Genomic DNA, 14,001 nt, shown 5'->3' on the forward strand with positions numbered 1-14,001 from the left:
TCACTGCACGGACAGGATGTGGGCCACATCCGCCCAAGGAGCCAGAGACACGTAGTTGTCCCAACCCCACTGGAATTCGCGGCCGGTCAGCTCGTCGCGCACGTTGAGCGGGCGGTCGGTGGGCAGACCCAGCTCGCTGAGTTCCAGGTGAATCATCGACTGGTGTGCGTTGTGTCCATCGAGGTTCACGACCACAATCAGCGTGTCCGCTTGGCCGGTACCGGTCAGTTCGGCCGGCGTGTGGCGTGCGAAAGCCAGAATATTCGGGTCGGACGTAGGCAGCACGGTGAGGTTGTGGTAGCTCAACGCGGCCGGGTGGGCGCGACGAATCTTGTTGAGTGCGGTGAGCATCTCGGCCACGCCGTACTGCTTGGCCTTGCTCCAATCGCGAACCTTGACCTCGTACTTCTCGTTGTCGATCTGCTCTTCGAAGCCGGGGCGCTGCTTGTTCTCGATGAGTTCGTAACCGTTGTAGATACCCCAGGACGGCGAGCCCATGGCTGCCAGCACCGCACGCACGCAGTGGCCGGCTACGCCGTTGTCTCGCACGTAAGCGGTGAGAATATCCGGCGTGGTGGGCCAGAAGGTGTTGTGCTGGTAGTAGCCGTCGTCGCCATTGGTGACCGGCAGATACTCTTCCAGTTCGTCCTTGGTGTTGCGCCACGGGAAGTAGCAGTGGGACTGGGTGAAGCCCACGTAGCTCAGGGCGCGCATCATGCCCGGGCGGGTGAATGCCTCGGCCAGGAACAGGATCTCCGGGTGCTTCTTGGTCACGGCGGCAATCACGTCCTGCCAGAAACGCACCGGCTTGGTGTGCGGGTTATCGATGCGGAAGATGGTGACGCCCGCCTCGATCCACAGATTCATGATGCGTTCGACTTCTTTTTCGATGCCGGGCATGTCGGCGTTGAAGTCGATCGGGTAGATGTCCTGATACTTCTTCGGCGGGTTCTCGGCGAAGGCGATGGAGCCGTCCGGCTTGTGGCGGAACCAGTTCGGGTGGGCCTTGACCCACGGGTGATCGGGCGAGCACTGCAGGGCGAAATCAAGCGCGATTTCCAGACCCAGTTCATGTGCACGCTGGCACAGGGCCTTGAAATCGTCCATGGTGCCGAGCAGTGGATCCACGGTGTCGTGGCCACCTAGCTCGGAGCCGATGCCGAACGGGGAGCCCGGGTCATCGGGGCCGGCGACCAGCGTGTTGTTGCGGCCCTTGCGGTTGGTCACGCCAATCGGGAAGACCGGCGGCAGGTAGACGATGTCGAAGCCCTCGACAGCGGCGCGTTCGAGGCCGGCCATCGAAGTCTTCAGCGTACCCTGAATGATCTTGCCGGTGTTCGGATCGATGGTGGCGCCTTCGGAACGCGGGAAGAACTGGTACCAAGCCGCGAAGCTGGACTTCGGGCGTTCCACCTTGAAGCGCTGGGGCTGGCTGGGGGAGATGCCGTCGCGCAGCGGGTGAGTCTCGTGCAGGGCGGCGATGGTCGGGTTGTCGCCGGCGGCGAGACGATCCTCGGCGCTCAGCGTCTGATCGGCCATGGTCTCAGCGGCCTTCTCCAAGGTCTTGCGATCGCGTGCGGTCAGGCCGGTGTCCGGGGTTTCGGCCCAACGGGCCAGCAACTCGGCACCGGAATTGAGTGCGTTGTCCACGTCGTCCATCACACGCACCTTGATGCGGGCGTCGTGCAGCCAGGAGACGTACGCGTCTTCCCAACCTTCGATGGTCACGGTCCATTCGCCGAGCTGACGCTTGACGGCCGCGTAGCCATCCTCCCAAGGCTTCAGATCGCTGTGCTCGCCGCACTTGACCATCACGGTCCAACGATCGAGGCCGGGATTTACGCAGGTCATGGCCCGGCGCATGGTTTCCTTGCCGCGCGGGTTGCGCACGATGGCGGTGGCACCCACCTTGGTACGGCCTTCGATGAACACCTGGGCGGTCATCTCAAACGGTTCGCCGAGTTCCACACGGGCGGGGAAGATGCCGCGCTCCTCGGCGGGAGTGATGTCCATGACATTGATGCGGCCGAACTGGCCGGGCTCGTTTGCTTCGATGGACGGTGCGGGGGCTTCGACAGCCAGGCCTTTCAGCGCTGCTGCGGCGCGTGCCGTTTCGGCGCTGACTCTCTTGCGCTTGGTTGCGGGGCTCTTTCGGGCAGAAGTCGCCTTTGACTTCGTTTTCGTGGTGCTGTTATCGGTATTACTAGTGCGCGTGGTCGCGCGATGTTGTACTGCTGCCATAAGGCCCTATTCTAAGGGCTTTTGAACATATGTTGCGCATTGTGGATAACTATCAGGTAAACGTTCGGTCAACCGCATGAGGTGGATAACTCGGCGGAAGAGTTATCCACAACTCGCCGGCAAACGGCAAGCTCGGACCACATAGGTCGAAAAACCGGCTGTAGCGAATGAAAATCTGCCATGATCGTGGCCTACCCGCACACAGTGCAGTATGCGGGGAAACGTACCAGGAAAGGACGAATGATGATAACGACATGGCGGCAACGGGGCATGGCCATCGTAGCGATGCTGACCGGTCTGATAATAATGGTGGGAGTGGTGTTCGGCTCGGCGAATACGGCGTATGCCGCGACGTTGACGCCCGCCGACGAAAGATATCACGTGGCGTTTCCATACAACGATATGGAATATTACGTCGGTGTCGCGGGGCTGGACGCTTCGGGCAACAAGTACTACTGCATCGAAGCGGGGAAACTGAGCGACTATGTGATAGGCCCCACCACGGTGCTTGCCTCCGATGAGAACGCCCGGCGTATGGCATGGATCCTTGACCGGTACCGCGACACGGATGCCGCCACCCATGCGGCGATCGGCATCATCGTGCAGGATCACTTCGGGCGCGATCGGGACGAGTGGGCGAGACAGATGGCGGTCATTCAAGGCCGGTACCCCGAGATCGTGGCGAAGGCGGCCCGGATATGGGATCAATCGGCCGGCAAGACGCCTGCGGGCACGACGGTGGAACGCACCGATGCCGAGGCTTTGCGCAGCGGTTCCATCTCGGTGAAAGTGGTGAACCGCGCCGGTGACGCGATCGCGGGAGTGCCGTTCACCGTCACCTTGCAGGGGGCGGCGCGGTTCGTCCAAGGCGGCAACACGTTCTCGGGGGTGTCGACGAGCGCCGGGTCCTCGATCGCGTGGGAGGCGACCGGCGCCGGCGAGGTGACGGCGAACACCACATACGAGTATGGGCGGATGCACGTCATGGACAGCACTCAGGACATGCTGGCCTTTGACTCGATGGCTTCCACTGGCGGCGCGTCGACGACATTTCGGGTGCGTAAGGATTTTGTTCCGGCGGTATCCACCAAGGTCTCCGAGAAGGTGCTTGATGTGGCTTCTCCGGTGTTCGATGACGTGACCAGTGGCGTGGCGGATGCGGACAGTTATTGGGTGCCCGATTTGGAATTGCAGGCCCGCGGATACTATTTCGATGGTCTTGATACGGGCGATGTGGGCAATGTCATTACGCCGAATGCACAAGAGAGCGCCGATGCTTTTCTTGCGCGATTGGCGACTTTGGGTTATGAGCCGGTGGCCTATGGCAAGGCCTCTTTCACCGGGGTGGGGCAGCAGGCACGTGTGCAGGCCATGACCAAGCCGGATGACGGTGCCGCTTACCGGACCAAGCAGAATAGCGGTTTTGGCACATGGGTATGGGTGTTTCGGCGGTCCGAGCAGAGCAAACAGGCGCAGGAATACCTTATAGGCGACTGGATAAGTCCGTTTATGGAGGCTACGGAAAGCAATACAAGTCGCAGGAAGCTAGAAGTCATGTCGACGGTCACTGAGCATTCGGCGGATATCGGTGCCGAGCTCAGCGACACCATTACCGTATCGGGATTCCCTGCGGATCATGGCCAGTATGCCGGCAACGAAGAGTATGAGTTCGCGGCGGATCGGCCGTATGCGACGGTGAGCGTATGGTGGTCCGGCGATCCCGACAACCCCTCCAACGATGAGGCGTACAAGCCATCCGGGGGAGAGGTTCCCACGGAAGACGACAACCACCGGTTGCTGGCCACCTGGGAGATTCCCGCGATGAACGGCACGTTCAAAATCGGCGCCGGGGCGTTGGACGCGCATGGCGCTCCTATGTATCTGACCGCCGAACGGCCTGGGTGGTACGTGTTCGTCTGGCGGTTCGAGGGGGATGACCGTGTTTCCCCGGCGTCCAGCCGGTATGACGATGCCTGGGAGCGTGTGCGGGTGTTGCCCCCATGCGAGTCGGAGAAACCGTGCGAACCGGAGAAACCCGAGACGCCGCCGGCGCCGGCGGAGGCAACCACGCCCAACCCTCGCCCGTCACTGCCCGTCACGGGTGGCGATGTGTCGCTTGCCTCGGTTCTGGCCGTGTCAGCTCTGGCGATAGGCGCCATACTGTCCATCGTCGTTCGGTGGCGTCGTCGCTATGACCGATTCAAGCACTGGACGATGCGCTGGCCGATACGTTGACCCGCTGCGGCATGATGCCGATGATGTCGGCTGGATGGTGAACCACACTCCGCTTCTGAGCAGAAGAACGGGAGCTGGGCACGAAGTCGATCGTAACATACGACTTGTGCCCGGCTTCCGCTTCGTTGAGAAACTTCACGCCTGTCGCCTCCCGTGGATTAGACAACTGAAGATCCGCGATGAAAATGACGAGACGTTTATGATCGCCGACTTCCCTGGGCACCGTAGCTGCCTGATCGCCTTTCATCCATATCGCCACGGTAAACGGAAAGGCCGCTGATTTCGGTACCGAAATCAGCGGCCATATAACCACGTTCGTAGCGGGGCATGGATTTGAACCATGGACCTCTGGGTTATGAGCCCACGTTTTCTCATGTTGTTCTGAATTGGTATTGTCTAGTATACATTGAGACAATGGCTTAAAATGCGGCGTGTTGAGTGATTTAAGTTGGTTCTGATTGGTGGGTTTGTCCAACTTTTGTCCAGAAAATCTTTGTCCAGATTTGTCCAAATCTGATAAGATGAAGGCATCTACGAAGGAGGTGCCGAGATGGCGAAGCGGGAAACGTCGGGGCAGATCACCGAGCTGGAGCGCGGCCGCAGGTACTCTATCCGCGTGCGTCTTGCGCCGGATGAAAACCACAAGTCGTGGCATTGGTCGAAGTCGCGCAAGGTTAACGGCAACAAGGCCGAGGCGACGGCTGCCTTGGTGGCGTACAAGCAGGAACTCGAAGATGAGCGTTCCGGTAAGAATGTGACCGTGGGGGAGTATGCAGAAGCGTTCCAAGCAAACCGCAAGGCGCTGGGTAAGGTGTCGAACCTTACAATTGAACGCGACCGGCATGAAATTGACCGTATCGTGAAATTCCTCGGAGAAACGCGAGTGGTTGACCTCGACTCAAAGAAGATTGAGAATGCTTATCTGCGTATGGCCGAGCAGGATGGGGCGTCTCCTGATGCTATTCACAAGGTGCATATGAAATTATCTCAAATCATGCGTAAAGCGTTCTTGGACGAGTTGATAGACCGCAACCCGTGCGATGCCGTGGAAGGCATCAAGCGCCCGAAGGTGAGTCAGCAGAAGCGTAAGGAGACGCGAATCACCAAGGAGCAGGCTTTGGCGTTCGTTCATAAGATCAAGCAGGAGCCGCAAGATGGCCGGATCGTGGCGGTTTGGTTGGGCATTGCCACTGGTCTGCGCCGAGGTGAGGCATTGGCATTGGTCTGGGACGATGTTGATTTCGACGGTGCGCGTCTGCGCATCCGCAAGCAGTATGGCAAGGAGAAGGTGCTCAAAGACCCCAAGACAGCCAAATCGCGCCGCACAATCTCCATTGACAGGCAAACCATCGAGTTCTTGAAGCAGTGGAAGCTGAAGCAACGAGCTATGTTCGAGGCTGCCGGAATCGGCCAACAATCTAGTTCCCCGGTATGCAGTAATGAGCTGTGCGATTTCCTAGACCCCGATAACTTCAGCCGGTGGCGTAGGAAGTTTTACGTGAAGGAAGGACTTGCGCACTACTCCAACGAAACCAAGTACATCGACAAACGAGGCCTCGAACGAGTGAAGCGATCCGGTTATGTTGGCCCCAATTTCCATGCTCTCCGGCGCGCTCAGGCCACACTGCTAGTCGCAGGTGGCGTAGACCCAAAGACTGTGCAAGCACGACTGGGGCATGAAAGCCTGAATACGACGCTGAACATCTATGCCGAGGAAGTCGGGGAGAATGACCGTAAAGCTGCGGATTTCATGGGGAGCCTTCTCGAGAACGAGTGAAGACGGCTGGCAGAATCGGCCTTAGCGCGTTTTGCTGCTTGTCTTGTTCGGTACGATAGGGGACATGAACACAGACGGAAGATTGAACGCAATAGAGCTCTTCGCCGGAGGCGGTGGGCTGATGCTCGGGACTGCTTTGGCGGGGTTTGAGCATGTCGCCGCTATCGAGTGGGAACATAACTGTTGCCAGACGCTACGTCTGAATCAGGCGGCGGGGTATCCCTTGATTGGGGATACGACCATTATTGAGTCCGACGTGAGAAAGGTAGATTGGTCTCTTGCGCCGGATGATCTTGACTTACTGGCCGGTGGCCCACCATGTCAGCCGTTCTCTTTGGGCGGTCTTGCAAGAGCTGCCCTTGACCCAAGAGATATGTTCCCTGCCTATACAGAAGTCTTGTCACGTCTCAAACCGCGTGCGTTCATTGTCGAGAATGTCAAGGGACTAACCCGTGAATCTTTCCGAGACTATTACGATTACATTCTCATGCGGTTGCAACACCCGCTTGTTAAAGCTAAGGAAGATGAGACATGGCGTGAGCACGCGGAGCGACTAAGCAGAGAACATACTGCCGGGATTCATGACGAACTACGTTATGAAGTGGTTCCAACCATTGTGGATGCCGCAGACTACGGCGTGGCTCAGCGACGACATCGAGTAATTATGGTTGGGTTTCGCTCAGATGTTGAAGCGCAATGGTCTTTTCCTCGGCCGACTCATTCGCAAGCTGCATTGTTTGAGGCGCAAGAAGACGGGCGTTATTGGGCTTGGCACAATATGAAAACCGGAGCGGGAATTAAGGGGAAAGCCGGCGATTCTTCACTGAGACCATGGCGTACAGTTCGTGATGCTCTTTGGGGGCTTCCTGACCCGCATGAAAAGAAAGCGTCTGCGAAGTTCCTGAACCATGTATTGCGTACTGGGGCAAAGATGTATGCCGGTCATACAGGATCGCCCTTGGATGAGCCGTCTAAGGCAATCAAAGCCGGCGTGCATGGTGTTCCAGGGGGAGAGAACATGATGAGGTTCTCGAATGGACATGTTCGCTACTACACAGCCCGAGAAGCGGCACGAATTCAAGGTTTCCCGGATGGGTATGAGTTTTCGGGAGCTTGGAGCGAAGCACTTCGACAGATTGGGAACGCCGTACCTGTCGAACTTGCCCGTGTCGTTGCTTCAAGTGTTGCGGTCGCTTTGCATGAGGATACGGCACGTAAGGAGATGAACGAAGAACTTTCGTTGCTGTCGGAGGTGGAGCATGAAGCAGCCTGAGTTCTTCAACCCGTTAAGCTATACGGCTCTCTCGGATTCGTTGGCCCGTGCCATTATGTCATCGGAACTATACCCGATGACGACCGTTCGAGATGAATCTTTCGATGGCTACGGTATCTATGCGCTGTTCTATGACGGACCGTTCCATGCCTATCACAGATTGGCGGAGCAAAACCGAACTCAGCCGGGAACTTGGCCCATCTATATCGGCGTGGCGGCGCCAAAAGCCCTAAAAGGGACTCAATGGAGGCCGGAAGACGTGGATAAGAACCAACCTGAAAAGGGGCTGTCCAACCGTGTCCGGCACCATGCGAAGTCTATTGAAGCGGTTACCAATCTCAATATCAATGACTTCGCATGCAAGTTGCTTACGCTTTCATTCGTATGGGCTCCAGTCGCCGAATCCGCAATGATTGCAGCCTATGAGCCTGTATGGAATGCACATGTCACCGGTTTCGGCAACCATGCCCAAGGCAAGGGACGAAGTACAGGTATGCAGACTTTGTGGGACACTCTGCACCCCGGTCGATCGATGAATGGAACCCCCAACATCAGAACTGCACAGGAAATTGCCGATGAAGCCGAACAGGCGCTTGAGGAAACGTGGCAAAGGAAATTCCGGCAGTGACACATTATAAAGTCCCGTCGGTCTGTCCGACGGGACTTATGTAATCATTTACGCCTGCGCTTAGGCCATTTGATTGGGATGCCGTCGTTTTCGACAATGAAGGTGCTCAGAGCCGTGACGGTGATGTAATCTTTGCTACCAACTCGAATGGAGGGCAGGGCGTCCATCATCAGACGTGCTTTGGAGCGACCGACGCCGAACAGGGCTTGAAGGTCGGACACGTCCAAAAACTGAGGACGGTCGGCGATATTGTCCTCTGTGTGTCTCTCAATCATGGTCAGGCTCCTTCTTGGGCTTATCGCTGCTTGCGTGCCAGTATGACCAGATCACTTCGCGACAGAACACCGTTTGCCGGGTGGCATAGTCCAGCAAGTCGGGGTGCTCCTGTTCGCAGAGCTTGAGCAGGTCGTAATAGCCTCGAATGTCGTTTTCGGCGACGAGGTTCACAATGGACATGGCCTCCTGCTTGTCGTCGTCGGGGATAGCTATCTTCTGCCAGTCGGCACCGTTGAAAGCCAGTACATCATCGGGGGAATACTGCGCTTTCTCGGGGTTGTCGAGATGAATGAGATAGCGGGCCATGCCGCGTGGGCTTTCCAGACGGATGATCGTCTTGGGGCCGTTGAACTGCTCGAAGAACCGCTGTGCGTTCCGGTGTGTGGTGGTGTTCATCCACATCGCGACCACGTGGCGGTGCGGCTTCTTCAGTTCACCGGTCTTGACGTCAGCGATGTCCTGATCGTGCAGAGGGGACACGAGGATTTGCAGGCCGGACAGTTGCATAAGCTCCTGCCAGTTATCCGGGGCACTGTCGCCGGGGTAGATCAGGCCGGCCCAGTACCGACCCTTCTCATTCGGGTCGTTCTTCTTATCGCTCATCATTCGTCCCTCATCTCACATCTCAACAGGGGGGCGTCGTAGTAGCCCCCTGTGTCCAGAGAACGACGGCGTGGCCGGCACCGGGCTATCGCTACCGCTACGCCCGTCACCGTCCCCGCCTACTCGATGAAGAGCATGAATCTCCTCATCCGTGACGAACGGCACATGTAGATACCGGACTTGGTTTGTCTCGGCATCCCACAGATAACCGTCTCCTGGGCGATTGAACGGGATTTGCCATGGACGGGCACCGCGTCGTACCGCGTCTTCGCCCATCGCCATCACGGCCTCGCTCTTGGAGTTCAGACGCAGTGCCAGTGTGGTGAGCAGCAGACTCCGATACGGCAAGCTAGTGCTTACGCGTGGATTCTGTGTGGCGACGACCACGGTACAGTTCAACGCGCGAGAGCGTGAGAGTGCCGATCGTATCAGTTCCACGCAGGCATCCGACTTCTTCTTGTTTGCCCCGGAACGAATCATGTCGGCGGCCTCATCGATGACGAGTAGGCGATGAACTGCTTGGGCATCGTCTAGGGAGCGCATCTTACCGCGCCATTGTTCTGCTCGGGCGTCCACGCCGGCGTTGAAATCGGAGAGCAGAGCCTCAGCTTCGTCAAGGTCATACGCCTTACGGTCCAGCGCTTGTGCGTAGTTCTCAGCTTCCATGCCGGCCTTGAGATCGATGAACCAAACTTCGCCACCGACGGCGACTTCCTGCGAAATCAGGTTTGCCAGCACGCTGCCCTTGCCGCTGTTACTTTCGCCGATGATGGCCAGATGCGCCGTGCGGGGCACGGAGACGTCAATCTTAGGGTTTACAATCTCCGAACCCAACACATAACGGCTACCTGACCCGATGTGTTTACGACGAGGCCAGATCACCGCAAAGCCTCCAGCCTTGCAAACGTAACCCTATATCGAGCAGGAATCCACAGCTTCTGAGGGATGATGGTCACCTCGACCGGTTGAAAACCGGTGCCAAGGCGTACAGCGATTGTGGTAGCCCATTCATTGATGGTGTCATCCGTCGCAAGCACGGCGGGAATGATGAACACGAATCGTGTCGGATGGAACCGACGGTGCATCGTGACTTGTTTTGCTTGTTCGGCGGTCAAGGCCAGAGGCTTGGCGGCTACCGCATCAACCTTTCTGGCGTTGTGAGAGAACGCCATCAAGGCTGTAATGCCGGTGCTAACGAGTGCCGCCAATATGAGAATGGCTGCCGGGTTCTGTTGCACGTAATCGAGTATCGTCATGAATGTATCCATGATGATTCCTTTCCGCTGGAGTCTAGTGAATACGGCCGGGGGTGCCGCTAACACCCCCGGCACTTAGTAGTCTCAGCTCTCAGTATCCGAGAGCCTGTTTGATTGCCGCCATTTCAAGCGGGCGGGGGAAGATACGGCCCACGGGTGTGTCGCCGAGCTTGACCTCGATGCACTCGTAGGGGCGACCTTCCTTGCTGACTGCGCGCAGGACATCCGCGTGCAGAATGGGTGTGATTTCGTCGTCCACCTTGATCACCTCCTTTCGTTCTGCTTCGGTGTGATTCCATGCAACCGCACGAACAGTCATGCGGTTCCAATGATGGTGTAGTATTTACACTTCAATAGTGTGTTTTCCTTGGTAATAAGCCGTTTGGGAGGATTTTGGAGAAAATGAAGATTGACAGCAAGCTCTTGATACAAGCGCTAAAAAAAGCCGGAGAAGATCGGGGTATGACGCAAGAGGAGCTGGGTAAGCAGCTAGGTTTCAGTAAGGACCGCGCGAAGAACATATTCACCGGCCGCACCAAACTCAGCGGTGATGATGTGCTGAGAATCCTAAGTGACCCACAGTACTCGTTGCCGAAGCTGAAAAAGTACATGCCGTATTGGCGTTTGCGCAGCAACCTTGCTGATGTTGAGCGGGAGTCTCGCATTATGGATGCGTTTAATGAGAATGCGCTGACGTATCCGGAGAGAATTCAATCGTCTCCAATGCAAACGAATATTCGTAAACCGCTAAGTGAAATGGCTAGGGATGTAATGAGTGGTAAGCGTTGGTGGGTATTGCGCACGGGGTGGATTTGTTCAGCGGAGATCCAGAGGGAGGTGGTGGCGTTTAAGCCGATAGCTCCGGATTTCCTTACTGCGGCGAAAGCAATGAAGCGTATGGGTTGGATTGATTACAACAAGGATATGCATACAGCCTGTGCCTATTGGGGGAAAATAAATGGAGGCAAGACAGAGCCTGAATCAAATGTCTATTGTGAGGAGACGTTAAGAAACTACATTATGAATCCGAATAATGGTTTTGATTTGGATTCGCGATTCCGGCAAGTGATTACTGGTAAAAGTATCGGAGCTATAGAAATTGATAAAACAAAAGAACTGTTAAAATTCATTAACATCGTCTCGGATGTAGCCGCAAATTGGTCGAATTATTCTCTATCTACTCAGACCGATGTATATGGTTTTTCTCCTGCTGATTTATACCGGGATAAGTTCGATTATCTTGAGCTAGCTGTTCTTGGGATGTGTGCGGCTCACTATGACCTTGTGGAGTCCGATATCGAAATCGACGAATCGGTTGAACGCCGGTATCTTCAGATTATGTCCGAGGATGGCAAGCGCTATCGATACTCTGCGCTGATTGACCCAATCCTTGCTGTGAACGATCGAGCAGGACATCTGGCGAAGCCCACAGTTGATGACTGGAGGCGGTACAACGCGCTTCGGAGAAGCCGTTGATGTGGATGATTCGAATTGGCCGGTGTTGATTGTGCTTGGCGGATTTGTCCAGATTTTGTCCAGAAACGGCAACGGTGCCGAACTGACGACGAAAACAAAAGGCTAGGAACCTTACGATTCCTAGCCTTTGCTAGTAGCGGGGCATGGATTTGAACCTTGGACCTCTGGGGACACCAGAGGTCCAAGGTTCAAATCCATGGGGCTTCTGAGCTTATCCAAGCTCAGTTTAGCCGCGTGAAGATCAGGATGCCCATGATGGATCATGAGAAACAAGATCAGCGCACCGGTCCCATGGCGCAGAAGCATCGAAGGGTGGACTGACACCCTTAGGGCGGCCGGCCTATCAGCACAGACAATCAAAAGCCGTCGATACAAGATGGTGCATCTCGCGGCGCTGCTCATGCCGTCAGGTCCAAAAGACGTGACCACGGAGCAGATCGTGCAGGTCTTTGCACGGCAGCAATGGAAACCGGAAACGCGCAAGGCGTACCGGAACACCATTTCGTCGTTCTTTCGATGGCTGCACAAAAGCGGCCGGCGAGCCGATGACCCGAGTCTGGACGTGCCGCGGGTGAAGAAGCCGCACGCGCATCCCAGACCATGCCCGGACCGGTACATCACGGCCGCGATGGAGCAGGCCACGCCGTCGGAAAAACTCATGGTCCGGCTCGGAGCCGAGTGCGGGCTGCGGCGCGGGGAGATCGCCCGCGTCCATAGCGATGACGTCGTGGCCGACAGCGCCGGCCATTCGCTGATCGTGCGCGGCAAAGGCGACAAACAGCGCATCGTGCCGTTGCCGGACGACCTGGCGAACACCGTCATGGAGACGCAAGGGTATCTGTTCCCCGGCCGCTTCGGCGGACATGTGGAAGAGTCCTATATCGGTGACCACATCAGCCGCCTGCTGCCGGACGGATACGCGGCCCACACGCTGCGCCACCGTTTCGCCACGACGGCCTACGCCGCGACTCATGACCTGTTCGTGGTCGCCGAACTGCTCGGCCATGAATCGGTGGAGACCACGGAGCATTACGTGGCCATGCCGGACGGCCGTCTGAGAGAGGCCACGGCGGCCGTTCGGCTTATCTAGGCCGCGTGGCGGGCTGACAATCTGGCTTTCTTGACTCGCGCGCGTTTCGTCACGTCGTTGTCCTTCCAGTAGCACCAGATGGCGCTGCCGGCTGTCCATGCGAGGCTTACGAGCTGCGTGATGGTCGTGTCATCGATGTTGAGCACCGGATGGCCGAACATCGTCAATGCCTGGTTGACAAGCGCAAGGAGCAGCACGAGGAATCTGGATATTGTGCCGCCGTCGATTCTCGGCGTCGTGGTCTCGGCGTCGTCATCGGTGGCGGCCTGTATCTGCGCGGAGACCGGCATCACGGTTACTTCCGTTGTGCTGGTCGCTGGTAGTCGGTTTTCCGTCGTGTCGGTCATTTCGTGGTTCCTTCCAGCTTGCTGATTTTTTCGGACAATTCGCTGATCTGCTGCTGCTGCGTCTCGATGGTCTTGGTGAGATGCTTCAGCATTCCGGGGATCTCGAAGCAGATTGTGTTGTAGATGTTGCCGCCCGGTGCCGATCCCTTGTAGCTGTATTGCATGATGCTGTCTCTGATGCGTTTTGGCAGTTCGTAGTTGAGCAGGTTGTACATGTTGCCGCCCGGTGTGGCGTTCTTTCCGTTGGGCTTGTAGGCCCAGTTCCATACTTCGTCTCCTGCGTTGAACATGGTTCCTCCTTCGAGTATCTGATTTGCTTTGTCGATGATCTGCTTGTATGGCAGGCCGTTTGGCGCGAGGTCGGGGCATGAGAGGTGGTCTGTGCCTGGGATCTCCCGGTGTAGCCATACGTTGCCTTTCAGCCCGTCGTGCCACAGTTTCGTCCACCCGTACCTGCGCGCGATGTCGGCGCAGAGGCGCGCGCTTGCGTCGATGCACTCCTGGGTGCAGACCGCACCGTTGGCCATTCCTCCCTCATGCTCGATGCTGATGGTCGAATTGTTCGATGACCAGTTCGCGTCGGAATAGCTGCCGTCGAGTTCCGACACGTATTGGTGGATCTCTCCGGTCGCGCCGATGCCGTAGTGGGCCGAGGCACGGCTCGACTGGCTGGCGAACGTGGCATCTGTGCCGGCGAGGTATCCAACCATGATGTGCAAAGTGATGTGCGTGACGCCGTAGCCGTTGCGGCCCACGTAGTGGTTCGGGCTTCCTTTCCAGATGATGTCGCTCATGTTGG

At 57.0% G+C, this 14,001-nt stretch carries 15 protein-coding genes; 6 read left to right on the forward strand and 9 right to left on the reverse strand.

From position 1 onward, the window contains the following. Positions 1–2,241: an alpha-1,4-glucan--maltose-1-phosphate maltosyltransferase gene (locus AB5287_RS08670; RefSeq protein WP_013140162.1), complete on the reverse strand. Its 2,241-nt coding sequence runs from the start codon at positions 2,239–2,241 to the stop codon at positions 1–3. Positions 2,242–2,484: 243 nt separating this feature from the next. Between AB5287_RS08670 and AB5287_RS08675 the strand changes: the two genes are divergently transcribed. Beyond that, positions 2,485–4,476: a cell surface protein gene (locus tag AB5287_RS08675; RefSeq protein ID WP_007056508.1), complete on the forward strand. Its 1,992-nt coding sequence runs from the start codon at positions 2,485–2,487 to the stop codon at positions 4,474–4,476. Here AB5287_RS08675 and AB5287_RS08680 read toward each other — a convergent pair. Further along, positions 4,442–4,723, reverse strand: coding sequence for a hypothetical protein (locus AB5287_RS08680; RefSeq protein WP_013140164.1), 282 nt, complete (start codon positions 4,721–4,723; stop codon positions 4,442–4,444). The two genes, AB5287_RS08675 and AB5287_RS08680, sit on opposite strands and share 35 nt — an antisense overlap. A 303-nt stretch (positions 4,724–5,026) precedes the next feature. Between AB5287_RS08680 and AB5287_RS08685 the strand changes: the two genes are divergently transcribed. From AB5287_RS08685 to AB5287_RS08695, 3 genes are all read left to right on the forward strand, one after another. Further along, entirely contained in the window at positions 5,027–6,253 is a 1,227-nt protein-coding gene (locus tag AB5287_RS08685; RefSeq protein ID WP_059280599.1) for a site-specific integrase, read from the forward strand. A 64-nt stretch (positions 6,254–6,317) separates the two neighbouring features. Next, positions 6,318–7,526 carry a DNA cytosine methyltransferase gene (locus tag AB5287_RS08690; protein ID WP_118088626.1) on the forward strand — a complete coding sequence of 403 codons (1,209 nt, stop codon included), beginning with the start codon at positions 6,318–6,320 and terminating at the stop codon, positions 7,524–7,526. Next, complete coding sequence (locus AB5287_RS08695; RefSeq protein ID WP_059280600.1) at positions 7,513–8,154, forward strand: Eco29kI family restriction endonuclease; 642 nt, start codon at positions 7,513–7,515, stop codon at positions 8,152–8,154. The genes AB5287_RS08690 and AB5287_RS08695 overlap by 14 nt, the downstream gene beginning before the upstream one ends. 44 nt (positions 8,155–8,198) lie before the next feature. Here the strand turns inward: AB5287_RS08695 and AB5287_RS08700 are convergent, their stop codons facing one another. The 5 genes from AB5287_RS08700 to AB5287_RS08720 all read right to left on the reverse strand — a co-directional run bounded on the left by AB5287_RS08700 (position 8,199) and on the right by AB5287_RS08720 (position 10,548). Beyond that, positions 8,199–8,429: a hypothetical protein gene (locus tag AB5287_RS08700; RefSeq protein WP_118088591.1), complete on the reverse strand. Its 231-nt coding sequence runs from the start codon at positions 8,427–8,429 to the stop codon at positions 8,199–8,201. Further along, on the reverse strand, positions 8,422–9,033 hold the full coding sequence (locus tag AB5287_RS08705; RefSeq protein WP_081049859.1) for a replication protein: 612 nt from the start codon (positions 9,031–9,033) through the stop codon (positions 8,422–8,424). The genes AB5287_RS08700 and AB5287_RS08705 overlap by 8 nt, the downstream gene beginning before the upstream one ends. A gap of 15 nt (positions 9,034–9,048) precedes the next feature. After that, on the reverse strand, positions 9,049–9,870 hold the full coding sequence (locus AB5287_RS08710) for an ATP-binding protein (RefSeq protein WP_368221059.1): 822 nt from the start codon (positions 9,868–9,870) through the stop codon (positions 9,049–9,051). A 41-nt stretch (positions 9,871–9,911) separates the two neighbouring features. After that, positions 9,912–10,301 (reverse strand): hypothetical protein, encoded by a 390-nt coding sequence (locus tag AB5287_RS08715; RefSeq protein WP_051126051.1) that lies wholly within the window; start codon positions 10,299–10,301, stop codon positions 9,912–9,914. A 79-nt stretch (positions 10,302–10,380) separates the two neighbouring features. Next, the gene (locus tag AB5287_RS08720; RefSeq protein ID WP_196228170.1) at positions 10,381–10,548 is read right to left on the reverse strand and encodes a hypothetical protein; all 168 of its coding nucleotides are present in this window, start codon (positions 10,546–10,548) and stop codon (positions 10,381–10,383) included. 143 nt (positions 10,549–10,691) lie between these two features. Between AB5287_RS08720 and AB5287_RS08725 the strand changes: the two genes are divergently transcribed. Together AB5287_RS08725 and AB5287_RS08730 are read left to right on the forward strand one after the other, a co-directional pair. Further along, positions 10,692–11,765: a helix-turn-helix domain-containing protein gene (locus AB5287_RS08725; protein WP_368221061.1), complete on the forward strand. Its 1,074-nt coding sequence runs from the start codon at positions 10,692–10,694 to the stop codon at positions 11,763–11,765. A 376-nt stretch (positions 11,766–12,141) separates the two neighbouring features. Beyond that, positions 12,142–12,855, forward strand: a complete 714-nt coding sequence (locus AB5287_RS08730) for a tyrosine-type recombinase/integrase (protein WP_368221062.1) — start codon at positions 12,142–12,144, stop codon at positions 12,853–12,855. Here AB5287_RS08730 and AB5287_RS08735 read toward each other — a convergent pair. Then, entirely contained in the window at positions 12,852–13,202 is a 351-nt protein-coding gene (locus AB5287_RS08735; RefSeq protein WP_368108124.1) for a phage holin, read from the reverse strand. The two genes, AB5287_RS08730 and AB5287_RS08735, sit on opposite strands and share 4 nt — an antisense overlap. Then, a complete protein-coding gene (locus AB5287_RS08740) occupies positions 13,199–13,996 on the reverse strand; it encodes an N-acetylmuramoyl-L-alanine amidase (RefSeq protein WP_368108123.1) in 798 nt (265 codons plus the stop codon). The genes AB5287_RS08735 and AB5287_RS08740 overlap by 4 nt, the downstream gene beginning before the upstream one ends. Positions 13,997–14,001: the final 5 nt, after the last annotated feature.

This window comes from Bifidobacterium sp. RTP21102st3_E2_RTP21102_210122 (assembly GCF_040916945.1).
Classification (GTDB): Bacteria; Actinomycetota; Actinomycetes; order Actinomycetales; family Bifidobacteriaceae; genus Bifidobacterium; species Bifidobacterium longum.